Origin of the sequence: Streptomyces caeruleatus, assembly GCF_001514235.1 — a bacterium.
Taxonomy (GTDB): domain Bacteria; phylum Actinomycetota; class Actinomycetes; order Streptomycetales; family Streptomycetaceae; genus Streptomyces; species Streptomyces caeruleatus.
Window position 1 is genome coordinate 157,150 of the sequence record NZ_KQ948927.1, and the last position, 25,241, is coordinate 182,390.

The 25,241-nt window shown below is 70.3% G+C and carries 17 protein-coding genes and 1 pseudogene; 8 read left to right on the forward strand and 10 right to left on the reverse strand.

The genetic code is table 11. The features are described 5' to 3' along the window. Positions 1-15 precede the first annotated feature (15 nt). The 7 genes and pseudogenes from AQJ67_RS13090 (at position 16) to AQJ67_RS13120 (ending at position 13,808) form a co-directional block, all read left to right on the forward strand. Complete coding sequence (locus AQJ67_RS13090) at positions 16-1,728, forward strand: glycoside hydrolase family 13 protein (protein ID WP_062718788.1); 1,713 nt, start codon at positions 16-18, stop codon at positions 1,726-1,728. 345 nt (positions 1,729-2,073) lie between these two features. Then, positions 2,074-3,396 carry an alpha-amylase gene (locus tag AQJ67_RS13095; protein ID WP_107122884.1) on the forward strand — a complete coding sequence of 441 codons (1,323 nt, stop codon included), beginning with the start codon at positions 2,074-2,076 and terminating at the stop codon, positions 3,394-3,396. A gap of 212 nt (positions 3,397-3,608) precedes the next feature. After that, positions 3,609-5,009, forward strand: coding sequence for a glycoside hydrolase family 30 protein (locus tag AQJ67_RS13100; RefSeq protein ID WP_062718792.1), 1,401 nt, complete (start codon positions 3,609-3,611; stop codon positions 5,007-5,009). A gap of 80 nt (positions 5,010-5,089) precedes the next feature. Further along, a pseudogene (locus AQJ67_RS13105) lies at positions 5,090-6,064 on the forward strand (glycoside hydrolase family 62 protein); the annotation flags it as partial. A 104-nt stretch (positions 6,065-6,168) separates the two neighbouring features. Continuing rightward, complete coding sequence (gene pulA, locus AQJ67_RS13110) at positions 6,169-11,595, forward strand: pullulanase-type alpha-1,6-glucosidase (protein WP_062718796.1); 5,427 nt, start codon at positions 6,169-6,171, stop codon at positions 11,593-11,595. 76 nt (positions 11,596-11,671) lie between these two features. Beyond that, positions 11,672-13,414, forward strand: a complete 1,743-nt coding sequence (locus AQJ67_RS13115; protein WP_062718798.1) for a fused response regulator/phosphatase — start codon at positions 11,672-11,674, stop codon at positions 13,412-13,414. A gap of 31 nt (positions 13,415-13,445) precedes the next feature. Beyond that, entirely contained in the window at positions 13,446-13,808 is a 363-nt protein-coding gene (locus tag AQJ67_RS13120) for a 5-carboxymethyl-2-hydroxymuconate Delta-isomerase (protein WP_062718800.1), read from the forward strand. 10 nt (positions 13,809-13,818) lie between these two features. On the opposite strand, the gene AQJ67_RS13125 is transcribed toward AQJ67_RS13120, so the two are convergent. The 5 genes from AQJ67_RS13125 to AQJ67_RS13145 all read right to left on the reverse strand — a co-directional run bounded on the left by AQJ67_RS13125 (position 13,819) and on the right by AQJ67_RS13145 (position 19,244). Then, complete coding sequence (locus AQJ67_RS13125) at positions 13,819-14,508, reverse strand: TetR/AcrR family transcriptional regulator (protein WP_107122871.1); 690 nt, start codon at positions 14,506-14,508, stop codon at positions 13,819-13,821. An 80-nt stretch (positions 14,509-14,588) separates the two neighbouring features. Continuing rightward, complete coding sequence (locus AQJ67_RS13130; protein WP_062718804.1) at positions 14,589-15,611, reverse strand: PDR/VanB family oxidoreductase; 1,023 nt, start codon at positions 15,609-15,611, stop codon at positions 14,589-14,591. Next, a complete protein-coding gene (locus tag AQJ67_RS13135) occupies positions 15,611-16,489 on the reverse strand; it encodes a metal-dependent hydrolase (RefSeq protein ID WP_062718806.1) in 879 nt (292 codons plus the stop codon). Before AQJ67_RS13135 ends, AQJ67_RS13130 begins: the two co-directional genes overlap by 1 nt. 73 nt (positions 16,490-16,562) lie before the next feature. Continuing rightward, entirely contained in the window at positions 16,563-18,488 is a 1,926-nt protein-coding gene (locus AQJ67_RS13140; RefSeq protein WP_062718808.1) for a hypothetical protein, read from the reverse strand. A 255-nt stretch (positions 18,489-18,743) separates the two neighbouring features. Then, positions 18,744-19,244 (reverse strand): tetratricopeptide repeat protein, encoded by a 501-nt coding sequence (locus tag AQJ67_RS13145; RefSeq protein WP_244190451.1) that lies wholly within the window; start codon positions 19,242-19,244, stop codon positions 18,744-18,746. A 100-nt stretch (positions 19,245-19,344) separates the two neighbouring features. Here AQJ67_RS13145 and AQJ67_RS13150 point away from each other — a divergent pair, with 100 nt between their 5' ends. Further along, a complete protein-coding gene (locus AQJ67_RS13150; protein ID WP_208614956.1) occupies positions 19,345-19,776 on the forward strand; it encodes a hypothetical protein in 432 nt (143 codons plus the stop codon). A gap of 70 nt (positions 19,777-19,846) precedes the next feature. On the opposite strand, the gene AQJ67_RS13155 is transcribed toward AQJ67_RS13150, so the two are convergent. The 5 genes from AQJ67_RS13155 to AQJ67_RS13175 all read right to left on the reverse strand — a co-directional run bounded on the left by AQJ67_RS13155 (position 19,847) and on the right by AQJ67_RS13175 (position 25,212). Further along, complete coding sequence (locus tag AQJ67_RS13155) at positions 19,847-21,415, reverse strand: DUF1996 domain-containing protein (RefSeq protein ID WP_062718810.1); 1,569 nt, start codon at positions 21,413-21,415, stop codon at positions 19,847-19,849. A gap of 202 nt (positions 21,416-21,617) precedes the next feature. After that, positions 21,618-22,271 (reverse strand): LuxR C-terminal-related transcriptional regulator, encoded by a 654-nt coding sequence (locus AQJ67_RS13160; protein WP_062718811.1) that lies wholly within the window; start codon positions 22,269-22,271, stop codon positions 21,618-21,620. After that, a complete protein-coding gene (locus tag AQJ67_RS13165; protein ID WP_062718812.1) occupies positions 22,256-23,527 on the reverse strand; it encodes a sensor histidine kinase in 1,272 nt (423 codons plus the stop codon). Before AQJ67_RS13165 ends, AQJ67_RS13160 begins: the two co-directional genes overlap by 16 nt. Before the next feature lie 52 nt (positions 23,528-23,579). Further along, complete coding sequence (locus AQJ67_RS13170) at positions 23,580-24,602, reverse strand: NAD-dependent epimerase/dehydratase family protein (RefSeq protein WP_062718813.1); 1,023 nt, start codon at positions 24,600-24,602, stop codon at positions 23,580-23,582. A 64-nt stretch (positions 24,603-24,666) separates the two neighbouring features. Continuing rightward, complete coding sequence (locus tag AQJ67_RS13175; RefSeq protein WP_062718814.1) at positions 24,667-25,212, reverse strand: winged helix-turn-helix domain-containing protein; 546 nt, start codon at positions 25,210-25,212, stop codon at positions 24,667-24,669. Between the last annotated feature and the right edge of the window lie 29 nt (positions 25,213-25,241).

Consider the following 25,241-nt stretch of genomic DNA (forward strand, 5'->3'; position numbering starts at 1 on the left):
CGTTCCAAGGACGCCATGAGCCAGCAGCACTCCGCCCTCGCCCCGGCCCCGAACCCCGCCAAAGCCAAGCGTGGCGACTGGTGGCGGGACGCGGTGATCTACCAGGTCTATCCCCGCAGCTTCGCCGACAGCAACGGCGACGGCATGGGCGACCTGGAAGGCGTACGCTCCCGCCTGCCGTACCTGCGCGACCTCGGCGTGGACGCCGTGTGGCTCAGCCCCTTCTACGCCTCCCCGCAGGCCGACGCCGGCTACGACGTCGCCGACTACCGGGCCGTCGACCCCATGTTCGGCAACCTCCTCGACGCGGACGCGCTGATCCGGGACGCCCACGAGCTGGGGCTGAGGATCATCGTCGACCTGGTCCCGAACCATTCCTCCGACCAGCACGAGTGGTTCAAGCGGGCGGTCGCGGAGGGGCCCGGTTCCCCGCTCAGGGACCGCTACCACTTCCGCCCCGGCAAGGGCGCCGACGGTGAACTGCCGCCCAACGACTGGGAGTCCATCTTCGGCGGCCCGGCCTGGACGCGCGTCGCCGACGGGGAGTGGTATCTGCACCTCTTCGCGCCCGAGCAGCCCGACTTCAACTGGGAGCACCCGGCGGTGGGGGACGAGTTCCGCTCGATCCTGCGCTTCTGGCTCGACATGGGCGTCGACGGCTTCCGGATCGACGTCGCCCACGGCCTGGTGAAGGCGGAGGGGCTGCCGGACCTCGGATCCCACGACCAGCTCAAGCTGCTGGGCAACGATGTCATGCCGTTCTTCGACCAGGACGGCGTGCACGACGTCTACCGGCAGTGGCGCACGGTCCTCGACGAGTACGCAGAAAGGAAGGGGCCCGAAGGGCCTTCGTCAGAAGGGCGGTGGTGGGAGACGGGTGGGCGGATCTTCGTGGCGGAGGCCTGGACGCCGACCGTCGAGCGCACCGCGAACTACGTCCGCCCGGACGAGCTGCACCAGGCCTTCAACTTCCAGTACCTGTCGACGGAGTGGGAGGCCGAGGAACTGCGCAAGGTCGTCGACCGCACCCTGGAGGCGATGCGTCCGGTCGGCGCCCCGGCGACCTGGGTGCTGTCCAACCACGACGTCACCCGCCACGCCACCCGCTTCGCCAACCCGCCCGGCCTCGGCACCCAGATCCGCACGGCCGGCGACCGTGAGCTGGGCCTGCGCCGCGCCCGCGCCGCCACGCTCCTCATGCTCGCGCTGCCCGGTTCGGCGTACGTCTACCAGGGCGAGGAGCTGGGCCTGCCGGACGTCGTCGACCTGCCCGACGAGGTCCGCCAGGACCCGGCGTACTTCCGTGGCGAGGGTCAGGACGGCTTCCGCGACGGCTGCCGGGTGCCGATCCCCTGGACGCGCGAGGGCTCGTCGTACGGCTTCGGCGCGGGCGGCAGCTGGCTGCCGCAGCCGGCGGGCTGGGGCGAGCTGAGCGTCGAGGCGCAGACGGGTGACCCCGAGTCCACCCTGGAGCTGTACCGCGCCGCGCTGGCCGCCCGCCGCGAGCAGCCCGACCTCGGCGCCGGCGAGACGGTGGAGTGGCTGAAGGCTCCCGAGGGCGTCCTCGCCTTCCGCCGCGGCGAGTTCGTCTGCGTCGCCAACACCGGCGGCGAGTCCGTGACGACCCCGGCGTACGGCCGTCTCCTGCTCGCCAGCGGCGAGATCAGCGAGACGGACGGCGAGGCGAAGGTGCCGGGGGACACGACGGTGTGGTGGACCACCGCCTGACGGCCCGTCATCAGCAGGGGACCCGCTGCTCCGGGGAGGAGCAGCGGGTTCTTTGCTTGCGCTCAGGGGTCCAACCACTGGTGAGAGTGAGGGAGTTGGGGAGGGCACGTCAAGGTTGCGGATGAAACTACTTGCTATGAATTTCAACTCTCTTGCAGTAAATCTTTCGCGGCGGTACGTTTCCGCCACGCCCGGCAAGGAAGCCGTGCCGCGGTGCAGGGGGGATCCAACTGAGCCGCATTCGCAAGGAGTTCGCCCGTGATATCGAGATGGCAGGCGCCCCCGAGGCGCCGTACCGTTACCGCCGCCCTCACCGCGTTCGCCGCAGCCGCCGCGGCGGTCGTCATGGTCCCCGGCACCACCGCTTCCGCCGCCCCGCCCGGCACCAAGGACGTCACCGCGGTGATGTTCGAGTGGAACTTCGCCTCGGTCGCCAAGGAGTGCACCAACACCCTCGGCCCGGCCGGCTACGGCTACGTGCAGGTCTCCCCGCCCCAGGAGCACATCCAGGGCTCGCAGTGGTGGACCTCGTACCAGCCCGTCAGCTACAAGATCGCCGGCCGCCTCGGTGACGCCACCGCGTTCCGGAACATGGTGAACACCTGCCACAACGCGGGTGTGAAGGTCGTCGTCGACACCGTCATCAACCACATGTCCGCGGGCAACGGCACCGGCACCGGCGGCTCGTCGTACACGAAGTACGACTACCCCGGCCTGTACTCCGCGGCCGACATGAACGACTGCACGGCCACGATCAGCGACTACACCAACCGCACCAACGTCCAGAACTGCGAACTCGTCGGCCTCGCCGACCTGGACACCGGCGAGGAGTACGTCCGCGCCACCATCGCCGGCTACCTGAACACCCTGCTCGGCTACGGCGTCGACGGCTTCCGCATCGACGCGGCCAAGCACATGCCCGCCGCCGACCTCGCCAACATCAAGTCGCGTCTGAGCAACCCGTCGGTGTACTGGAAGCAGGAGGCCATCTACGGCAGCGGCGAGGCCGTCCAGCCCACCGAGTACACGGGCAACGGCGACGTCCAGGAGTTCCGCTACGCCTACGACCTCAAGCGCGTCTTCAACAACGAGAACCTCGCGTATCTGAAGAACTACGGCGAGGGCTGGGGCTACATGAGCAGCGGCGTCTCCGGTGTCTTCGTCGACAACCACGACACCGAGCGCAACGGCAGCACCCTGAACTACAAGGACGGGGCGAACTACACCCTCGCCAACGTCTTCATGCTCGCCTACCCCTACGGCGCCCCGGACATCAACTCCGGCTACGAGTGGTCCAGCACGGACGCCGGGCCGCCCAACAACGGCTCCGTGACCGCCTGCTGGCAGGACGGCTGGAAGTGCCAGCACGCCTGGCCGGAGATCCTCCGCATGGTCGCCTTCCGCAACGCCACCCGCGGCGAGTCGGTCACCAACTGGTGGGACAACGGCGGCGACGCCATCGCCTTCGGCCGCGGCGGCAAGGGCTACGTGGCCATCAACCACGAGTCGAGCGGCCTGACCCGCACCTACCAGACGTCACTGGCGGCGGGCACGTACTGCAACGTGCAGAACAACACGACGGTGACGGTGAACTCCAGCGGCCAGTTCACGGCCACCCTGGGTTCCAACACCGCCCTCGCGATCTACTCCGGCAAGTCGAGCTGCTGAGTTCCCCGCACGCGCGATGCGGCCACCCCGGTCACGGCTGACCACGCCGGCGCAGGGGTGGCCGTCCGAGTATCTCGATGTACATGATCCGGCCGTCCACGACGTCGAGGACCAGATCGCCCGACGAGGGCGGCAGCGGTGGGATTGACGTGTTCAGAACATCGTCCTACGTTCCGCCCTGTGAATGGGAGCGCTCCCAAGATTGGCGGATCATGACACGCAGACTCAGGAACTGGACGCTGACGTCGCTGTCGGTGCTGCTGACAGCGGCCGGCTTCACCGCGGCGGGCACACCGAACGCCTACGCGGCCACGACGGCCACCATCAACGCCTCCACCACCCACCAGCCCATCGACGGCTTCGGCTTCTCCGAGCACTTCGGACGGGCCGACATCATGCGCGGCTCGCAGGGCTTACCGGCCCAGAAACAGCGCGAGCTCCTCGACCTGCTGCTCAGCCGCACCACCGGCGCCGGCCTCAGCATCCTGCGCCTCGGCATCGACTCGGGCATCCAGCCCACCGACCCCGGCGGCCCGAACGCCACCCCCAAGTACGTCTGGGACCGCCAGGACAAGGGCCAGGTGTGGCTCGCCCAGCAGGCCAAGGCATACGGGGTGAACCGCTTCTACGCCGACGCCTGGACCGCGCCCGGCTATATGAAGACCAACGGCACGGACGCGGGCGGCGGCACCCTGTGCGGACTCTCCGGCGCCACCTGCGCGAGCGGTGACTGGCGGCGGGCGTACGCGAACTTCCTCGTCCAGTACGCGAGGTTCTACGGCCAGGAGGGCATCGGGATCACCGACCTCGGCTTCACGAACGAGCCCGACTGGACGGCGACGTACGACTCCATGCGGCTCACCCCCGCCCAGGCCGTCGAGTTCACCAAGGTCTTCGGGCCGGTCGCGAGCGCGGCCGGGTACAAGGTGGCCTGCTGCGACTCCTTCGGCTGGAACCAGCAGAAGGCCTACACCAGCGCGATCGAGGCCGACGCCACCGCCCGCAACCTCGTCGCCACCCACACCGGCCACACCTACGCCAGCCGGGTCGACGGTCCGCTGCCGACCCAGAAGCGCACCTGGATGTCGGAGTGGTCGCCCGACGGCACCACCTGGAACGAGAACTGGGACGACGGCAGCGGCTACGACGGCTTCACCGTCGCCTCCGCCGTCCACGACGCCCTCACCAAGGGCAACACCAGCGGCTATGTGTACTGGTACGGCGCCTCGGTCGGTGCCACCCGCGGCCTGATCCAGATGGACGGGGCGAACTACCACGTCTCCAAGCGGCTGTGGGCGCTCGCCAACTACAGCCGCTTCATCCGGCCCGGCGCCACCCGCATCGCCGCCACCACCCCCGACGCCAACCTCCGCCTGTCGGCGTTCCGCAACACCGACGGCACGCTGACCGTCGTGGCGCTCAATGCGGGCACCGCCGCCCAGCAGGTGTCGTACAGCCTCCAGAACACCGGGATCGCCACCGGGACCGCGACGCCGTACCTCACCAACAGCTCCAGCAGCATGGCCCGGCAGGCCGCCGTCCCCGTGAGCGGAGGCTCGCTGACGGCCACCGTCCCGGCCCGTTCCCTCGTCACCTACACCGTCAAGCGATAGGAGTCGCCATGCGTGTGACCAGAGTGCTCGGGATCCTGGCCGGAGCCCTCGCCCTGCTGCTCGGTGCCATGGCGTCGCCGTCGGCCGCCGCACTGCCGAACAGCTTCCAGTGGAACTCCAGCGGGGTGCTGATCTCCCCGAAGTCGGACGCGACCCACCAGCTCAGTGCGATCAAGGATCCGTCGGTCGTGTACCACAACGGCCGGTGGCACGTGTTCGCCAGCACCGCGTCCACCAGCGGCACGTACAGCATGGTGTACCTGAACTTCGCCAGCTGGCATGAGGCCGGCGCCGCGCAGCACCACTACCTGGACCGGACAGCGATCGGCGCCGGGTACAAGGCGGCGCCGCAGGTGTTCTGGTTCGCGCCGCAGAAGCTGTGGTACCTCGTCTACCAGACCGGGGACAACGCGGCGTACTCGACCACGGCCGACATCTCCAACCCCGCCTCGTGGACCGCGCCGAAGAAGTTCTACGCGAACGGCATGCCGCAGATCATCAGGGACAACATCGGCAGCGGTTACTGGGTCGACTTCTGGAACATCTGCGACGGCTCCAAGTGCTATCTGTTCTCCTCCGACGACAACGGGCACCTGTACCGCTCGGAGACCTCGCTGGCCAACTTCCCGAACGGCTTCACCAACACTGTCATCGCGCTGCAGGACGCCAACAAGTACCGCCTGTGGGAGGCGGCCAACGTCTACAAACTCAAGGACTCGGGCAGCTACCTGCTGCTCAACGAGGCGATCGGCGGCAACGGCAAGCGGTACTTCCGCTCCTGGACGTCGAACAGCATCGCCGGCACCTGGACCCCGCTGGCCGACACCGAGTCCAACCCCTTCGCGCGGTCGAACAACGTCGCCTTCAGCGGCACACCCTGGAGCCAGGACATCAGCCACGGCGAGATGGTCCGCCACTCCAGCGACCAGTCCCTCACCATCAACCCGTGCCGGCTCCAGTTCCTCTACCAGGGCTTGGACCCCTCGGCGAGCGGCCCCTACAACACCCTGCCCTGGCGCCTGGGCCTGCTGACGCAGACGAACTCCCTCTGCTGAAAGTTCTTTCCAGTGGTTTCAGAAGTCTTGCTGTAAACCTTTCGACGGCGATACGGTCACGCGGGGTCGGACCCAAGAGAGCCGCAATCGCAAGGAGTCCATCTGTGATACCGAGATGGCCGTCGCCGTCGAGGCGCCGAACAGCTCATGCCGGGCGGGTCGCTGCGGTCACCGTGACCGCGCTGGCCGCAGCGCTCGTCCAGCCTCTCGCGGCGCGGGCGGACACCCCGCCTCCGCCCCCGTCCGACGCCAGGCTGGCCGCCGAGCCCGCCCGGCACGACGCCACCCGGGAGCAGTTCTACTTCGTCCTGCCGGACCGTTTCGCAGGCGGCGACTCGTCCAACGACAAGGGCGGTCTGACCGGCTCGCGCCTCACCACCGGCTACGACCCCACCGACAAGGGCTTCTACCAGGGCGGCGACCTCAAGGGTCTGACCAAGAAGCTCGACTACATCAAGGGCCTCGGCACCACCTCCATCTGGATGGCGCCGATCTTCAAGAACCAGCCCGTGCAGGGGACGGGCAGCGACGCCTCCGCCGGCTACCACGGCTACTGGATCACCGACTTCACCCAGGTCGACCCGCACTTCGGCACCAACAAGGACCTGGAGACCCTCATCTCCAAGGCCCACGCCAAGGGCATGAAGGTCTTCTTCGACGTCATCACCAACCACACGGCCGACGTCGTCGACTACGAGGGCAAGTCCTACGACTACCTCTCCAAGGGCGCCTTCCCCTACCTCACCAAGGATGGCAGGCCCTTCGACGACGCCGACTACGCGGACGGAAAGTCCCGGTTCCCGGCCGTCGACGCCGACTCCTTCCCGCGCACCCCGACCGTCCCCGCCGCGAAGAAGAACGCCAAGGTCCCGGCGTGGCTCAACGACCCGACGATGTACCACAACCGCGGCGACTCCACCTTCGCCGGTGAGAGCTCCACCCACGGCGACTTCGGCGGCCTCGACGACCTGTGGACCGAGCGTCCCGAGGTCGTCAGCGGCATGGAGAAGATCTACCAGCGGTGGGTCAGGGACTTCGACATCGACGGCTTCCGCATCGACACCGTGAAGCACGTCAACCCGGAGTTCTGGACCCAGTGGGCCACGGCCCTCGACTCCTACGCGGCCAAGAAGGGCCGAGACGACTTCTTCATGTTCGGCGAGGTCTACTCCGCCGACACGAACGTCACCGCCCCGTACGTGACCCAGGGCCGCCTCGACGCCACGCTTGACTTCCCCTTCCAGGAGGCGGCACGGCAGTACGCCTCCCAGGGCGGCAGCGCGCAGAAGCTCGCGAGCGTCTTCGGCGACGACTACAAGTACACGACCGACAAGGCCAACGCCTACGAGCAGGTCACCTTCCTCGGCAACCACGACATGGGCCGCATCGGGTACTTCCTGAACCAGGACAACCCGAAGGCCACCGACGCCGAACTGCTGAAGAAGGACAAGCTCGCCAACGAGCTGATGTTCCTCAGCCGCGGCAACCCCGTCGTCTACTACGGCGACGAGCAGGGCTTCACCGGCGCCGGCGGCGACAAGGACGCCCGCCAGACCCTCTTCGCCTCGAAGACCGCCGACTACCTCGACGACGACCAGCTCGGCACCGACCGCACCCACGCGAGCGACGCCTACGACACCGGCGCCCCGCTCTACCGGCAGATCAGCGCCCTCGCCAAGCTCCGCAAGGCCAACCCCGCCCTCGCCGACGGCATCCAGACCGAGCGCCACGCAGCCGACGGCCCCGGCGTCTACGCCTTCTCCCGCACCGACGCCAGGACCGGCACCGAGTACGTCGTCGCCTTCAACAACGCGGGCGAGGCGAAGTCGGCGACCTTCGCGACCGGTGCGGCCGACATGACGTACAAGGGCCTCTACGGGACTGACGGTTCGCTCCGCAGCGGCGGCGACAAGAAGCTCACCGTCACCGTCCCGGCCGGCTCGGCGATCGTCCTCAAGGCGGCAGGCAGGCCCGCCAAGCCGGCCACCGAGCCGACGATCACCCTCAAGGCCCCGGCAGCGGGCGCCACCGGTACCGTCGAGATCGACGCCGACGTCGACGGCGGCGGGCTCAACCGCGTCGTCTTCGCCGCGCAGGTCGGCGGCGGCAAGTGGAAGACCCTGGGCTCCGCCGACCACGCCCCGTACAAGGTCACGCAGGCCATCGGGAAGGACGTACCGGCCGGAACGGCCCTGCGCTACAAGGCGGTCGTGATCGACTCGGCGGGCCGCACGGCGAGCGCGACGGCGGAGAGCACCACCGGCACGCCGCCCGTCCCCGAGACGCCCTCCGCCTCCTCCCGTGACTACGCGGTCGTCCACTACAAGCGCACCGACGGCGACTACGCGAACTGGGGCCTGTACGCCTGGGGCGACCTCGCCGACGGCGAGTCCACGAACTGGCCGGACAGCCACCCCTTCGTCGGCCGTGACGCCTACGGTGCCTTCGCCTACGTCAAGCTGAAGCCGGGCGCCTCCAGCGTCGGCTTTCTCGTCATCGACAAGGACGGCAACAAGGACGTCTCCGCCGACCGCACGATCGACGTCACCAAGACCGGCGAGATCTGGATCGAGCAGGGCAAGGAGACCGTCCGCACCGAGAAGCCGGCGGCCGACTACCCGGCCCCGGACAAGACCAAGGCCGTCCTGCACTACCAGCGCGCCGACGGGAACTACGACGGCTGGGGCCTGCACGTCTGGACGGGTGCCGCCGGCCCCACCGACTGGTCGAACCCCCTCAAGCCGGTCAAGACTGACAGCTATGGCGCAGTCTTCGAGGTACCGCTCACCGACGGTGCCAGCAGCCTCAGCTACATCCTCCACAAGGGCGACGAGAAGGATCTGCCCACCGACCAGTCGCTCGACCTCACGGCGAACGGCCATGAGGTGTGGCTGTTGAGCGGCCAGGAGAAGTACTTGCTCCCGCAGCCCGCGGGCTCCGCCGCCGCGCTCGACCTGACCACCTCCAAGGCGATCTGGATCGACCGGGACACCGTTGCCTGGAACGGCGCCGAGACCGCCGCCTCCACCCAGCTGCTGTATTCGCGCGACGGCTCGATCGAGGTCAAGGACGGCGCGCTGACCAGCGACGACGAGCGCTGGCTCCGGTTGTCCAAGTCCACGCTCACCGACGCCCAGAAGGCGAGGTTCCCGCACCTGAAGAACTACGCCGCCTGGACCGTCGACCCGCGTGACCGCGACCGGGTCCGCGAGGCCCTGCGCGGCCAGCTCGTGGCCTCCCAGCGGGCGGCCAACGGTGCCGTCCTGGCCGCGACGGGCGTACAGATCGCGGGCGTGCTGGACGACCTGTACCCCGGGGCGACGAAGGCCGACCTCGGTCCGACCTTCGCCAAGGGCCGTCCGACGCTCGCCGTCTGGGCGCCCACGGCCCAGTCGGTGAAGCTGGAGATCGGCGGCTCCACCGGGGCCACCGTCGCCATGAAGCGGAACGACAGCACCGGCGTCTGGTCCGTCACCGGCCCGGCGTCCTGGAAGAACAAGCCGTACCGGTACGTCGTGCAGGTCTGGGCGCCCAGCGTCCGCAAGGTCGTCACCAACAAGGTCACCGACCCCTACGCCGTCGCGCTCACCGCGAACTCCGAGCGCAGCCTGGTCGTCGACCTCGCCGACCGGTCCCTGGCACCGAGCGGCTGGTCCACGTACACCAAGCCCAAGGCCGTACCGCTGAAGGACGCCCAGATCCAGGAGCTGCACATCCGGGACTTCTCGGTGGCGGACAAGACGGTGCCGGCGGGGGACCGGGGCACCTACCGCGCCTTCACCGACAAGCTCAGCGACGGCTCCAAGCACCTGAAGCGGCTGGCCGAGGCGGGCACGTCGTACGTCCACCTCCTGCCCGCCTTCGACATCGCCACCATCCCCGAGAAGAAGTCCGAGCAGGCGACCACCGACTGCGACCTGGCCTCCTTCCCGGCCGACTCCGAAAAGCAGCAGGAGTGCGTGGCGAAGATCGCGGCGAAGGACGCCTTCAACTGGGGCTACGACCCGTACCACTACACGGTCCCGGAGGGCTCGTACGCCTCCGACCCCGACGGCACCGCGCGTACGGTCGAGTTCCGCGAGATGGTCAAGGCGCTGAACGAGGACGGCCTGCGGGTCGTCATGGACGTCGTCTACAACCACACGGCGGCCAGCGGCCAGGCGGACACCTCCGTCCTCGACCGGATCGTCCCCGGCTACTACCAGCGGCTCCTCGCGGACGGCTCGGTCGCCAACAGCACCTGCTGCTCCAACACGGCCACCGAGAACGCCATGATGGGCAAGCTGGTCGTGGACTCGATCGTCACCTGGGCCAAGGAGTACAAGGTCGACGGCTTCCGCTTCGACCTGATGGGCCACCACCCGAAGGCCAACATCCTGGCCGTCCGCAAGGCCCTGGACGAGCTGACCCCCGCCAAGGACGGCGTCGACGGCAAGAAGATCATCCTGTACGGCGAGGGCTGGAACTTCGGCGAGATCGCCGACGACGCCCGCTTCGTCCAGGCCACCCAGAAGAACATGGCCGGCACCGGTATCGCCACCTTCTCCGACCGCGCCCGTGACGCGGTGCGCGGCGGCGGCCCCTTCGACGAGGACCCCGGCGTCCAGGGCTTCGCCTCCGGCCTGTACACCGACCCCAACTCCTCGAAGAACAACGGCACTTCGGCGGAACAGAAGGCCCGCCTGCTGCACTACCAGGACCTGATCAAGGTCGGCCTGTCCGGCAACCTCGCCGACTACCGCTTCACCGACACCGACGGCAAGGAGGTCAAGGGCTCCGAGGTCGACTACAACGGCGCACCCGCCGGCTACGCGGCCGCCCCCGGCGACGCCCTCGCCTACGCCGACGCGCACGACAACGAGTCGCTCTTCGACGCCCTCGCCTTCAAGCTGCCCACCTCGGTGAGCGCCGCCGAGCGCGCCCGGATGCAGGTCCTCGCCATGGCCACGGCCACCCTGTCGCAGGGCCCGGCCCTCTCCCAGGCCGGCACCGACCTGCTGCGCTCCAAGTCCCTCGACCGCAACTCCTACGACAGCGGCGACTGGTTCAACGCCATCCACTGGAACTGCGCCGACGGCAACGGCTTCGGACGGGGGCTGCCGCCGGCGGCCGACAACGCGTCCAAGTGGCCGTACGCCAAGCCCCTGCTCGGCACCGTCAAGGTCGGCTGCGAGCAGATCGAGGGCAGCTCGGCGGCGTACCAGGACCTGCTGCGGATCCGTACGACGGAGAGCGCCTTCTCTCTCGACACGGCCGGTCAGGTGCAGTCGAAGCTCTCCTTCCCGCTGTCCGGGAAGGACGAGACGCCCGGCGTGATCACCATGCGCCTCGGTGACCTGGTCGTCGTCTTCAACGCGACGCCCGAGAAGCAGGAGCAGAAGGTCGCCTCGCTGGCCGGTGAGGGCTACCGGCTGCATCCGGTGCAGGCCTCGGGCGCGGACCCTATCGTCAAGTCCTCGTCGTTCGAGAGGGAATCGGGCACGTTCGCCGTTCCGGGGCGTACTGTCGCGGTCTTCTCACGGACGTCCTGACACCGCACTAACGTGAGTGGGGCGGTCCCGGTGCAGCGGGGCCGCCCCACTCACGCGTCTCCAAGGGCTCCCGACGATGGACGGATTCGGCAAGCAGTCGGGTACGACCGTGATGGTCGTCGACGACGTCCCGACCAGCCGCTTCGCCATGGGCGCCGTACTGCGCCGCGCCGGCCACGACGTCGTCCCCGTCGCGAGCGCGGGCGAGGCGCTGAGCGAGCTCGACCTACGGCTGCGCGCGGGCGCCCTGCCCGACCTGGCCCTCGTCGACGTCGGACTGCCCGACATGAGCGGATTCGAACTGTGCCGCCTGGTCAAGGCCCGGCCGTCCACGGCCGCGCTGCCCGTCGTCCACTTCTCCGCCATGGCCGTGGACGCGGGGTACCGGTGGCGGGGCCTCGACGCGGGCGCCGACGCCTACCTCACCGTGCCGGCCGAGCCGAGCGAGATCGAGGCGGTGGTACGGGCCGCCGTCCGCGGGGCGCGCCGGCGCAGCGCGGCCGAGGTGCTCGCACACCGGCTGACGCTGCTGTCCGAGGCGATCGTCACCGTGCAGACCGCGCGCTGCCTAGGGGAACTGGCCGACGCGGCCGCGATGGGCATGTCCCGGCTCACCGGCACACCCGCGGTCGTCTTCGTCATCGGCCCGGACGGCGAACCACACTGGGGCACCTCCCTCAACCGCCCCCGAGGCCACGGCTTCACCCGCCCGACGGACGCCCCCACCGCCGTGCCGGACACCGCCCCGCACATCGCGGCGGCCCGCCTGATCACCCGCCTCGCGGAAGGCCGGACCGGCCGCACCGAGGTACACAGCACCATCGTCCCCGCCTCCCTCTGGCCCGCCGGCTTCTTCCACCCAGGCGTCCGCGAGGATGCCCACCTGATCCTGGCCTCGGGCCAGGAGAACCGAGCCCGAGTCTGCATCGCGACACCGGCAGCGCCCCTAAGGGGCGCGGGGCTGTATCGATATGCGGCTCCGCCGCGGGGCGCGACCAGCCACCACGAACCCGCACCCGCCCGACTGCACAACCCGGCACCACCTACCGCGGCGCAACCCGAGGAGCGCCTCGCTCAGGCCACCGCCCTAGCCGCAGAACCCCTCCTCCGCTACCAAGCGGAGCGCCACGTCGCGCTCACCCTCCAGCACAGCTTCCTGCCCCAGCCCTACCGCCTCCCCTCCCTCCCCGGCGTCGAGGTCGTCGTCCGCTACGTCCCCGCCTCCCGGCAGGCCGAGATCGGCGGCGACTTCTACGCCGCCCTGCGCACCCCGGACGGGTTACTCACCGCGGTCGGCGACGTCGTCGGACACTCCCTGGACGCGGCGACCGTCATGGTCGAGATCCGGCACGCGCTGCGCGCCTACTGCGTCGAGGAGAGCGACCCGGGCACGCTGGCCGAACGCCTCGACCGGATGCTGCTGCACTACCACCCCGACGTCACCGCCACGGTCTGCCTGGCCCTGGTCGACCCCGGCACCGGACGCACCCGGATCGCCAACGCGGGCCACATCCCGCCGCTGATCGTGCGGTCCGAGGGCGACACCGCGTACGTTCCCGTGGACGGTCCGCTGCTCGGCCTGGGCCTGGACCGGCCGGCGCCCACCGAGCTGGTGCTGACCCCGGAGGACTGCCTGCTGATGGTCACCGACGGTCTGATCGAGAGCCGCGGCACCGACCTCTCCGTCTCCCTGGAGCAGCTCCGCAAGGCCGCCGCGGACGCCCCGACCGGCGGGGACGAGCTGTGCGACACGTTGCTTGAGTGCTTCGGGCGGGACCAGGAGGACGACATCGCGATGCTGGCCCTGCGGTTAGGGTGAGCCCAGTTGCCGCTGTAGAACAGGAGTGCCCATGCCGCAGATCACCGTCGACTATTCCGGCGTACTGGCCGACGCCTTCGACCGGGAGAGTTTCGCGCGGGCGCTGCACGCGGCCACGGTCGAGATCGCGGCGGCGAAGCCGGAGGCGTGCAAGACGCAGTTCCGGCAGAGCCAGTACACGGCGTTCGGCTACGAGGACCCCGAGGCGCAGGGCCACGCGATCGTGCACGTCACGCTCGGCCTGCTCGCCGGGCGCACCGACGAGACGAAGGCCAGGCTGACCGAGGCCGTCCTGGAACTGCTGCGCAAGCACGTGGAGGACGGCGGTGTCGTCCTGCACGCCTCCGCCGAGGTACGCGACCTCGACCCGTCGTATCGCAAGTTCGAACGCTAGGGCGTTCGCCCTAGGAAGCCAGCGAGATCAGCCGGCCGATCAGCTCGTTGAACGGGCCGTCGGCCGGCTCGTCCTTGAGCATGCGGCGCAACAGAGCGCCCATCTCCTCGTCACTGGCGGCGCTGACCGCGGCCAGCGCGGCGAAGTCGTGCACCAGCTGCACCTCCAGCTCGGCGCGCGGGATGCGCCGGCCGTCGAGCCAGATCAGGGCCGTGGACTCGGCGAGCGAGATCCAGGAGCGGACGACCAGTTCCAGACGCGCGGGCGGGTTCTCCACGTTCAGATGCGAAAGGATTTGGACATACGCCGCCTGCCGCACGGAGTCGATGAGCGCGTTCGTCCGCGTGGAGCCGACGGCCGGGCCGCCCCGCATCAGCGCGGAGAAACCGGGGCCGTGCTCGTCCACGAAGTCGAAGAACCGCCGCATCACGCGCAGCAGCCGGGCCCCCAGCGGCCCCTCCCGCGGCTCGACGAAACGGCCCGCCAGTTCGTCCGAGGCCCGCTTCAACGCGGCTTCGTACAGGCTGAGTTTGCCGGGGAAGTAGTGGTAGACCAGCGGGCGTGAGATGCCCGCGGCCGACGCTATCTCGTCGATGGAGACGTCGTCGGGCGAGCGCTGGCTGAACAGTTCGAGGGCGACGCCGATCAACTGCTGCCGTCGCTCCTCGACTCCCATTCTTCGGCGTACCCCGGTAGTCATGCGAACACCTTACCGATCGTTTCCGGCCCCGAACGGACCGGACCGATCGAGGACGTTCACACGCCCCCGCACGTCTGCGCTCACATGTCCAACACCAGGCGATCACTCCGAGCCCGCGACACACAGATCAGCATCGAGTCGGCCCGCTCCGCGTCGGTCAGCAACTCGTCCCGGTGCTCCACCTCGCCCTCCAGCACCCGCTGTTGGCAGGTCCCGCAGAAGCCCTGCTCGCAGGAGTAGGCGGTGTCGGGCAACTCCGCGCGTACGGCGGCCAGTACGGTCGAGTCGGCGGGGACCGTCAACGTCCGCCCACTGCGCCGCAGTTCCACCTCGAAGGCACCGCCCGTCGAGGCGCGCGGCGTGAACCGCTCCAGCTGGACGTGCGGGAACCGCTCCGCCACGGCGGCCATCAGCCCCTCCGGCCCACAGCAGTAGACGGCGGCACCCTCGGGCACGTCCGCGAGGAGCCCGTCGAGGTCGGGCACCCCCTCCACGACGCTCACCCGGTCCCCGCCCAGCTTCTCGACCTCCTCCAGGAACGGCATCGAGGCGCGGTCCCGCCCGCAGTACAGCAGCCGCCACTCCACGCCCTCGCCCAGCGCGCGCAGCATCGGCAGCACGGGCGTGATCCCGATACCGCCCGCGACGAACACGTACGACGGGGCCGCCACCAGTGGGAAACGGTTCCGCGGCCCCCGCACCTCCAGCTCCATCCCCTCCCGCACCTGCTCGTGCACCTCGCGCGAGCCGCCCCGCCCGTCCGCGACCAGCCTGATCGCCACCGTGTACGACGAGCCGTCCTCCGGGTCCCCGCACAGCGAGTACTGCCGCACAAGACCCGACGGCAACACGAGGTCGAGATGCGCACCGGGCTCCCAGCCGGGCAGGTCGCGCCCCTCCAGCCGCAGTCGGACGACCCCCTCCGCGACCTCCTCCCGCGAGGCCACCAGCACACGCAGCGCCCGCGACCGGGGCCGCCCGGAGACCGGCTCCTCCAGGGCGGGCATCGGCCACAGCGGAGAGGTCCGGATTCGGCGTCGCATCGCGCGCCGGACGAGCAGGGCGGTCCCGGCGAGGACGGCGACCGTGAGCGGCTTCGGCATCAGGCGGCACCCTTCTCGGCGGCCAGGGCGGCGGGGGAGGCGGCCAGATAGGCGACGGCCTGCGCGGTGGAGCCCTCCTGCGAGGGGTGGTAGGTGCGGCTCAGATAGCGGGGGATGGACCTGAGCATGTCGCCGGTCGCCGGGAGCGTGCCCCGCCTGCCCCGGACGTAGAAGTCCTTGAAGGTGGCCCGGCCGTCCACGAGCGTGGGGTCGTTCTCCATGAAGAAGCGCGCCCCGCGCTGCCACAGGAACACCAGGGCGGCGAACGCCGTCGCCCAGGTCCGCACCCGGCGCCGGTAGTCGCCGTCGACATGCATGAACAGGTCGAAGGCCACCGACCGGTGCTCGACCTCCTCGGCACCGTGCCAGCGCAGCAGGTCCAGCATGGTCGGGTCGGCGCCGCGCCGGTCCAGCTCCTCGGCGCCCAGCACCCAGTCCCCGAGGAACGCGGTGTAGTGCTCGATGGCCGCGATGATCGCCACCCGCTCCATCAGCCACCAGCGGCGCGCCCGGCCCGGCGGCAGCGTGCGGTCGCCGAGCAGCTTCTCGAAGAGCCAGTCGACCTGGGCGGTGTACGGCGTCGGGTCGAGCCCCTGCTCCCGCAGATGCGGCAGCACCTCGTCATGGGCCTGCGAGTGCATCGCCTCCTGCCCGATGAACCCGATGACGTCCTCGCGGAGCCGCTCGTCCCGGATGTACGGCAGCACCTGCTTGTAGACATGCACGAACCACCGCTCGCCGGCGGGCAGGAGCAGATGCAGCACGTTGATGGTGTGCGTGGTGAAGGGATCGCCGGGGACCCAGTGCAACGGGGTGTCGTCCCAGGAGAAGGACACCTTGCGGGCCTTGAGGGGTATCCGGTCCTGCGTATTAGACATGGCGTCAATGTACTGACGAGTAGCCCAGGGGTGAACCCTTGTGCAGGCTGTTGTTTACGTTCCCGTCAGCAAGTCACTTGAGGCCGTCGATCGAGCGCCCGCTCTCCAACGTGCCCTGCAACTCGGCCTGCGCGCCCTGCTTCGCCCGCACGGCCAGCAGACTGCCCTCGGAACTGCCGCGCACCCCGCCCGTGGCCCGGATCGACTCCGTGTCCCCGGCGCCCGCCGCCAGCAGATACCAGCTGCCCGCCTGCGCCTTCCACAGCACCCCGGCCAGCACATGCGGATCACGCGCCCCGCACGCCGGCACGTTCTGTGCCTTCGCCGCCACCGCCGCGTGCGTCGCGCCCGGCGTCCGGAACTGGGCCAGCACCCGCTCGCCGCCACCCCGCCAGGTCTCCGCGCGCGAGCACACCCAGTCTGCGGCGCCGGTCCCGTCGGGCAGCGCCTGCCGGGCGTACGCCCAGGCGTTGACCGTGCGCACCCCGGCCGAGCGCATCGCGCCCAGCCAGCAGGAGTACGGCGCCCAGGTGTGCAGCGCCTGTGTGCCGGACACGTCCTTGGTCGCGCCGGGGCGGCCGGTGGTAAGACGGGCCGGGACCAGTTCGGCTAGGTCGGTCAGCAGTCGGGTGCCGGTGCTGTCGGTCACCTGGAGGGCGTTCCACGACGAGCACGCGCCGGTCTGCTGGGTGGCGGGGCTCGCCATCGGAGAGGTCACACCGTCGGTCACCGTGAGGTCCATCGCCCCGGCTCCCGGCTTCAGCAGGTCCCGCTCGGCCGCCTTCTTCACCCAGGGCGCCATGAGGTAGCGCACATTGCCGTCGGCGCGGCTCAGCACCACCGCGCCGGCCTCCGCCCTGGTCGCGTTGTCGACCCGGGAGAAGTCCAGGGCGGCACCGTCCGTGCCGTCCAGCGGCTCGGCGTAACGGGCGATGCGCAGACCGTCGTAGAGGATCACCACGCGCGCGTTGTCGACGTCCCCCGCGTACAGCAGTTGCGGCGCGCCGGACGGGCCGCCCGAGGGGGTGCCGGGCGTCGCCGAGACGGTGACCTTCTCGCCGGGGCGCGCCCACACCGCGAGCGCGCGCCGCAGCAGCGCCGAGTCGTCGGCGAGGTCGCCGCGCGCGGGCCACACGGAGAAGTCGGTACGGGCCGCGGACTGCCAGGCCAGCGCCGGGACCTTCGTCAACTGGGCCGGGTCGAGGGCAGCCTCGGCCGCCGGGTTCTGCGCGTACGAGGGCGCGGCGGGACCGTCGGGGCCCCAGCCCTCACCGGGCATACCGAGCAGCGCCCCGCACACCAGCAGGGCGGCCCCGGCGGCCAGCGCGGCCTTCGTGTGCTGCCTGCGCCGCATCAGGTCGGTGGGCCGGGCCTGCAGCGAGCACGGGTCGAACTCGGGGGAGTCGAGCAGCGCGTACTGCGCCGGGACGGCGTCGGCCTCCTCCAGCGCTTCGTCCACGTCCTCGACACCGGCCGCCGCCAGCACGTCGCGCACCTCGCCGTCCGGGAGTTTCTCCAGCCCGCGCAGCACGTAGGCCGCCCGCGCCGGGCCGGACAGCGCCGACAGCCGCTGGTCCAGGGCGAGCTCGTCGGCGCCGCCCGACCGGGGGAAGAGGCGCAGGCCCCAGATCTGGGGCAGCAGGGGCGGCAACTGGGAACGCTTCGGCCAGGCCAGGCGGCGCAACGGCAGGCCCGCCTCCAGCGCCGTGGTCAGGACCCGCAGCCGCAGGAAGGCATACCCCGGGTCACCCTCGCGTCCCGTCGACTGGGCCGGGATCGCGGGCGCCGACGCCGCCCGGCCCCGGGGCAGTGCCCGCTGGATGAGGGAGTGCGCGGTCACCACACGCCGGTTGCGCCCGAGGCTCGGCGGCAGCACCAGGTAGGCGAGCCGGACAAGACGCGGATAGTGCTCGACGAGCGCGGCCTCGGCCCGCTCGACATCGACGACCGGATCGACGGCTTCGGCTGCGGGGCGCGGGGCGACATCCTGTGACTGCACGTTCAGCAGAACGAGCGAATGGTCCGTAGGTCACCGTGACGCGGGCCGCTTGGGCTGGCCACTCCAAGCGCCAAGCGCCCCGGCATTTCAGCCACGGGCCCGGCAACGCCCCAGGGCGCGGGAACGCCCCAGGGCCCGGCAACGCCCCAGGGCCCGGCAACGCCCCAGGGCGCGGGACGCGCCCCAGGGGCGCGGGGAACTGCGCGACCAGCCACAACGCACCCGCAGTCGCCGCACAACAAATCGCGGCAACCCCTACGGCGTATCGACGACCAGCGCCCGCGCATAATTCGCCATCGACCTCTGATAACGCGGCAGATGAGAGGCCAACGCCCCCAGCACCAGCGCCAGCCCCTCCCGATCCCGCCCCAGACTCGACAGACACAACGCCAACGTCGCCCGTACCGCGTCGTCCAACTCGTCGGACGGAGCATCCAGCTCGGGCGTCAACAGCGCGACCCCCTCCTCCGCCAGCCCGACATTCCGCAGCGAACTGGACAGCTGGATCTTCGCCCGCCGCCCCTTGTAGCCGCTCAGCCCGCGCGCCAGCGCCAACCGGTACAGCGGCACCGCGTTGTCCGAGCGTCCGGTCGAGTCCCAGGCGCAGGCCCGCTCGAAGGGTCCCAGCGGGCTGTCGTCCGGCAGCTCGGCGACAAGGGTGTCGATGACGGCGCGGAAGTCGGCCGCGTCCGTCTCGGGGTTGTCGTCGAAGGCTGCCCACGCTTCGGCCACGCGATCTTCCCAGTCCTGGTTCACGGCGTCACTCTCGCACGGGTGGGCGAACACCGGCAGCGGTATTTTGAGCGCTCCGCGCACGGGAGCCGTATCCACCGGGAGGCCCCCGAGGGAGGAAGACATGAAGGTGACCCGACCGATGCTCGCGGCAGTCGGCGCCATGGCGGTGCTCACGCTGGCCGGCTGCGGCGCCGGCGGCGAGAAGGAGGCCGAGGCGCCGAAGACGGCGACCGGCAGCCTGGAGCAGCTGGCCGCCGTGGCGAAGTGCGACCCGAACATGCAGACCGACGCCGACGAAATCCGCCAGGCCATCTGCAAGACCGGCAAGGACAAGTACATCCTCGCCACCTTCGCCACCGACCGCGGCCAGGCCGAGTGGCTGAACGGTGCGAAGGACTACGGCGGCTATTACCTCGTCGGCCGCAAATGGGTCGCCGTCGGCCAGGAGAAGACGGTCACCACGCTGCAGAGCAAGCTGGGCGGCACCATGGAGGAAGGCTCCGCGCACATGAATCCCGGAGGCAGTCACAACAGCGGCGGCCACCACGGCTGAGCACGCGAGCGGGAGCAGGCGAAAAGCCGGCGGTGGGAAATCCCACCGCCGGCTTTTCAGTGGTTCAGGACTACTGGCAGTCCTGCCCGCTGTTGATGCACTGGACCACCTGGTTCATCGTGTTCTCGTCGAAGAAGTTGATGAAGTCGTTGTGGTCGGTGATCGCCTTGTGCAGCTGGTCCGGGAAGGAGTCCACCGCGAAGGCGTTCTGGACCTGTCCGTTCTGGATCTGCGGCGCCTGAACGTCGTAGACCAGGCGGACCTGGAGCTGCGGGATCGCCTGGAAACCGTTGGCGCAGGTGCCGTCACCCTGTACGAACGCCACATGCGTACGGTGGTTGGCGCTGTCGATGTTCTGACCGTCCCAGCAGCTCTGGAAGTTGGACGTCCGCACCACGGAGCTGCCCTCGGGGCAGATCGGCAGCTTGTCGTGCAGCTGGACCTTGTCCTCGAAGCCGGTGCAGCTCCAGTTGGCGTTGGCGTTGTTGTTGCCGTTGACGAAGGCCTTGGCGTCACCGGTGATGATGCGCAGGGCCTGCGGCATCGCGACGACGTCGCTCGTCCTGTTGCCGACGAACTTCAGCTGTGCCTCGCTGGGCTGGACGATCGTGCCGACGTTGCCGTCCTGACCGCCACCGGGGGCGTTGGCGTCGATGTCGTTCTGACCGTCCTGCACCCGCAGCACCGGCCAGAAGTACGACGACCTGTCACCCTGGTTCTGGCAGGTGGTGTCGCCGTTCGCCAGGTCCTGGTCGCTCGCGAAAGCGTTGTTGGCCTGGTTGCCGACGTAGTCGTGCTGGTGCTGCGCACCGTTGCTGACACCGGGAGCGACGATCACGTTGTCCGAGTTGCGGTTCTCGTTCTCGTTGGTGCCGCAGTTCGTGGTGAAGCTGCCGGTCGAACCGCCGTCCCCGTTCGCGGGGAGACCGTTCGCGCCGACGCCCAGCTGTGCGTTGCCCTGGACCTGCGTGATGTCGACGAAGTCGTCCGCGTTCGGACCGTTGCCGGCCTGACCGCCGTTGCCGCCGCCCTGGTCCTGCCCGCCGCCGTCCTGTCCGCCCTGGTCCTGCCCGCCGTCGTTCTGGCCGTCGTTCTGGCCGTCGTTGTTCTGGTCCTGACCGTCCTGGTTCTGGTCCCCGCCCTGCTGGCCGTCGTTGGTCTCGGGCTGCTCGGCCGGGACGCCCTGGCACTGGGCGAGCTGGTCCAGGTTCTGCGGACGCTGCCCGCCGGCCCGGTTGATGTTGATGCCGATCCGGTCGAGCGTGGCCACGCGCTTGGACTTCAGCGGGCCGAGGATGGCGTTGTTGACGAAGTTGGCGTCCCCTGCCTGGGCCTGCCGCGTCTCGGCGAGACGCTTGTAGGCATCCGTGACCTGCCTGTCCAGCAGCGCCAGCTCCTTGGCGACGCCCCTGCGCGCGCTCCTCGGCACCTTCGTCAGCTGCTGGCCGACGTCAGGGCAGTTGATCGTCGCGACCTGGGCGTTCGTGGACTTCGTCTGGTTCCACCCGGAGTTGTCCTCGTGCGCCGAAGCATAGAAGTTGGCCCATACAAGCCCGCCCCCACCGAGCGCTAGGGCCGCCGATGCGGCTATGGCCTTGGTGGCCAGCGGCGTACGGCGTTTTCGAATGTTGCGTCCCATGGAACTCCTCTGACTTCCTTTTCCGGGCTATCGAGGCGCCCGACAGGAGTGAAGCGGCTCCCATTGATACGCAGGGCGTCCCAGGGGTGTTCAGTCGTCCCGGAAATTGTTGAGAGATTCGTGAGAACGCTGTGTGCTCAACAGCCCCGAAAACGCCAGGAGTTGTTGATCCCGCACGGCGGGTGCGCGGCCCGGTCCGATTTCACCGGCCGTGGTCGAGATACGCGAGAACCGCCAGCACGCGACGGTTGTCGTCGTCCGACACCTCCAGGCCCAGCTTGGCGAAGATATTGGCGGTGTGTTTCGCGATGGCCCGTTCCGTGACGACGAGCCGGTCGGCGATGGCCGCGTTCGTCCGCCCCTGCGCCATCAGCTCCAGCACCTCCGTCTCCCGGGGGGTGAGCCGGGCCAGCGGCTGGTCGTCGGCCGCGCGCCGGGTCAGCAGCTGCTGGATCACCTGCGGGTCCATCGCGGTCCCGCCCGCCGCCACCCGCCGTACGGCGTCCACGAACTGGTCCGCGTCGAACACCCGGTCCTTCAGCAGATACCCCACCCCGCCACTGCCGTCGGCCAGCAACTCCCGCGCGTACAGCTGCTCCACGTGCTGGGACAGCACCAGCACCGGCAGCCCGGGCTTCCTCCGGCGGGCCTCCAGCGCGCACTGCAGCCCCTCGTCGGTGTGGGTGGGCGGCAGGCGTACGTCGACGACGGCGACGTCCGGCTCCAGTTCGGCCAGCGCGCGGGACAGCTCGGGGCCGGTCTCGACGGCCGCCGCGATCTCGAAGTCGTAGGCCTGAAGGAGCCGGACGAGTCCGTCGCGCAGCAGGAACAGGTCTTCGGCTAGGACAACGCGCAAGGAATCTCCATGGTGACCATGGTGGGACCGCCCGCGGGCGAGCTGACGGCCAGGACGCCGTCGAATGTACCCAGTCGCCGCTCGATTCCGGCGAGCCCCGAACCGCCCCCGATCACCGCACCGCCCTTGCCGTTGTCGGTGACACCGATGCGCAGCATCCCGTCGGTGTGGTGTACGTCGATCCAGATCCGGTCGGCGTCCGCGTGCTTGACGGCGTTGGTGAGCACCTCGCTGACCGCGAAGTACGCCGCCGACTCCACGGGCGCCTCCGCACGTCCGGGCAGCTCGACGTTCACCTCGGTCGCGATCGGCAGCCGCAGCGCCAACGCCCGTACGGCGTCGCCCAGTCCGCGCTCGGCGAGCACCGGCGGGTGGATGCCGCGCACCAGGTCGCGCAGTTCGGCGAGGGCGTCGGCGGAGGACCGACGGGCCTGCGCGACGAGCTGCTTGGCCTGCGCCGGGTCCTTCTCCAGCAGCATCTCGATCGTGCCGAGATCCATGCCCACCGCCACCAGCCGCGCCTGCGCCCCGTCGTGCAGGTCCCGTTCGATCCGGCGCAGTTCGGCGGCGGAGGTGTCGACGGCGTCGCGCCGGGTTTCCGTCAACACCCTGACACGTTCGGCGAGTTCACCTTGGTTGGAGCCGAGGACCGCGCGGGTCAGCCGGAAGTGGACCTGGAACAGCCGCGCGGTGAAGAAGTGCGCGCAGACGAGGAGGCCGACCGCGAGAGCCCCCGCGCCGAGTGCGGACGTCTGGTCCTTGACCGGCACGAAGCCGTACCAGTACGTGCCGCCCCCGTCCGTGAAGACCCGCCACAGCCCCGCCGCGATCACGAATCCCTCCAGCGGGTAGAGGAGCAGCGCCGCCGGCAGCAGCGCGGTGACGAACCCCGCCGTCATGTCGACCGGCAGCCACCGCAGGTCACGCCAGGTCGCCGGGTCGCCCAGCATCCCGAAGGTGCGGCTCCACGGATTGGCGTCCTTAGGCAACGGCCGGTACGCAGGCGGGATCCGCACCCCGCCCCACTCGGCCGCGAGCACCCGACGCCAGTCGGCGAACATCCGTACCCCCGCCAGCACCCACGGCGTCGTGACGATGCCGACGCCGATCGGTATCAGCGCGATGGACACGAGGGAGAGGACCAGGCACAAGACGGCGCCCGGCAGGGAGATCAACGCCAGCGCCAGCCCCCGCAGCGCGGCGAGCCCCATGCCCTGTGCCCTCGAACCACGCCTGCTCTTCTTGTCGTTGGTCATGCCGTCAGTCTCGCGGAGGCGGGAGTGCCGGGCACGGGGCCGGGCCCCCGGATCAGGGGGTGGTGCCAGATACACCTCCCCCAGCCGCGGCGAGCACCTTCGCCTCCACCTCCGGATCGAGCCCCTTGACCGTCCGGTCCGGCCGCATGGGCGCGGTCCCCCCGATGTCCTGGAGCCAGCGCCAGGTGTCGGCGACGGTCTCGGACACGGGACGGCAGCGCAGCCCCGTGGCGACGGCCCGGGACACATCGGCGCTGTGCAGCGCGTCATGCATGTCGCTGCCCGGCGGCACCCATACCGGCAGCTGGGTCCACGGCTCGATGCCCGCCTCCAGGATCACCTCCGGCTCGGTCCAGCGCAGCTCGGCGCTGCCGCCGACGGTGGCCACGCAGGCGTCGAGCAACTCGCCCATGGTGGCGTGTCCTTGCGGGCTCGTGAGGTGGTACGGCCCGCTCAGCTCCTGTTCCACAGCGCCGAGGATCCACTCCGCGTGGTCGCGGACGTCGACGTACTGCAGGGTCAGGTCGCGCGGCCCCGGCGCCAGCACCGGGCCGCCGCGCGCGATCCGCCTCAGCCACCAGGGCAACCGCCCGACGTTCTCGTACGGCCCGAGCAGCAGCCCGGTCCGCACCAGCACCGAGCGGTCCGGCCCGAACTCCTCGACCGCGCCCAGCTCGCCGCCCCGCTTGTCCCGCGCGTAGTCGGTCTGCTCCGCGCCGGCCTCGGCGCCCTGGACGAGGGGCGCCTCCTCGGCGTATCCGGCGGGCGGAGCCCACTCGTACACCGAGCGGCTCGACACGTACACATACCGCCCGGCGCGGCCCCGCAGCAGCCGCGCCGTGTCCCGCACGGCGCGGGGCGCCGCCGACCAGGTGTCGACCACGGCGTCCCACTCGCCCTCCGCGAGGGCGGCGAGCCCATCGGCCGCGGTGCGGTCACCGTGCAGTGACCGCACCCCCGCCACAGGCTCGTGCCGCCCCCGGTGGAAGACGGTCACCTCCCAGCCACGCCCGAGGGCCGCCTCCACTACGGCGCGTCCCGCGAACTCCGTACCACCCAGCACCAGAAGCCTCATACAGCCGACTCTGCACGCTGCGCGGCCCGGACGGAACAGGACTCTGCCGTCAGCAGAGGACGGGTCAGCGGCCGACCGGCGGGGTGTACTTGTAGCCGACCCGCCGCACGGTCCGGATCGTGTCCCGGTGCTCGGCGCCCAGCTTGCGGCGCAGCCGGGCGATGTGGACGTCGACGGTACGGCCGTCCCCCACATGCCCGTAGCCCCACACCGTGGTGACCAGCTGGTCGCGGGTGTGCACGCGGTGCGGGTTGGTCACGAGATGGGCGAGCAGCTCGAACTCCAGGTAGGTGAGGTCGAGTTCACGCCCGTCGACCGCCGCGGTGCGCCGCACGGTGTCGACGGTGACGAGCGGGTCGCCCGCCACGTCGACGGGCGCCGCGACCGGCGGCTGCTGGTCGGCCGGGACGAGCACCAGGTAGCCGATCATCGGCGGCTGGCCGGGCAGCGTGGGCAGGGAGTGCTGGGGTGCGGGCAGCCAGGTGGCACCCGGCGGTAGGAGGTCCGCCACGTCGATCACCTCGTCCCGGTCGACGGCGCGCAGATGATGCCGGGCACCGGTCGGGGAGGTGAGCGTGGGGGCGGTGGAGAGGGTACGAGTGGTCGCCATGAGAGGTCAGCTCTTTTCGCGCGAGAGGT

What these genes read in the sequence shown, in the direction of transcription:
- AQJ67_RS13095 (WP_107122884.1), top strand. Translation starts at nt 2,074, where the DNA reads ATGGTCCCCGGCACCACCGCTTCCGCCGCCCCGCCCGGCACCAAGGAC.
- AQJ67_RS13170 (WP_062718813.1), bottom strand. Translation starts at nt 24,602, where the DNA reads ATGAGGCTTCTGGTGCTGGGTGGTACGGAGTTCGCGGGACGCGCCGTA.
- AQJ67_RS13165 (WP_062718812.1), bottom strand. Translation starts at nt 23,527, where the DNA reads ATGACCAACGACAAGAAGAGCAGGCGTGGTTCGAGGGCACAGGGCATG.
- AQJ67_RS13100 (WP_062718792.1), top strand. Translation starts at nt 3,609, where the DNA reads ATGACACGCAGACTCAGGAACTGGACGCTGACGTCGCTGTCGGTGCTG.
- AQJ67_RS13175 (WP_062718814.1), bottom strand. Translation starts at nt 25,212, where the DNA reads ATGGCGACCACTCGTACCCTCTCCACCGCCCCCACGCTCACCTCCCCG.
- AQJ67_RS13125 (WP_107122871.1), bottom strand. Translation starts at nt 14,508, where the DNA reads ATGACTACCGGGGTACGCCGAAGAATGGGAGTCGAGGAGCGACGGCAG.
- AQJ67_RS13115 (WP_062718798.1), top strand. Translation starts at nt 11,672, where the DNA reads ATGGACGGATTCGGCAAGCAGTCGGGTACGACCGTGATGGTCGTCGAC.
- AQJ67_RS13120 (WP_062718800.1), top strand. Translation starts at nt 13,446, where the DNA reads ATGCCGCAGATCACCGTCGACTATTCCGGCGTACTGGCCGACGCCTTC.
- AQJ67_RS13130 (WP_062718804.1), bottom strand. Translation starts at nt 15,611, where the DNA reads ATGCCGAAGCCGCTCACGGTCGCCGTCCTCGCCGGGACCGCCCTGCTC.
- AQJ67_RS13155 (WP_062718810.1), bottom strand. Translation starts at nt 21,415, where the DNA reads ATGGGACGCAACATTCGAAAACGCCGTACGCCGCTGGCCACCAAGGCC.
- AQJ67_RS13135 (WP_062718806.1), bottom strand. Translation starts at nt 16,489, where the DNA reads ATGTCTAATACGCAGGACCGGATACCCCTCAAGGCCCGCAAGGTGTCC.
- AQJ67_RS13150 (WP_208614956.1), top strand. Translation starts at nt 19,345, where the DNA reads ATGAAGGTGACCCGACCGATGCTCGCGGCAGTCGGCGCCATGGCGGTG.
- AQJ67_RS13090 (WP_062718788.1), top strand. Translation starts at nt 16, where the DNA reads ATGAGCCAGCAGCACTCCGCCCTCGCCCCGGCCCCGAACCCCGCCAAA.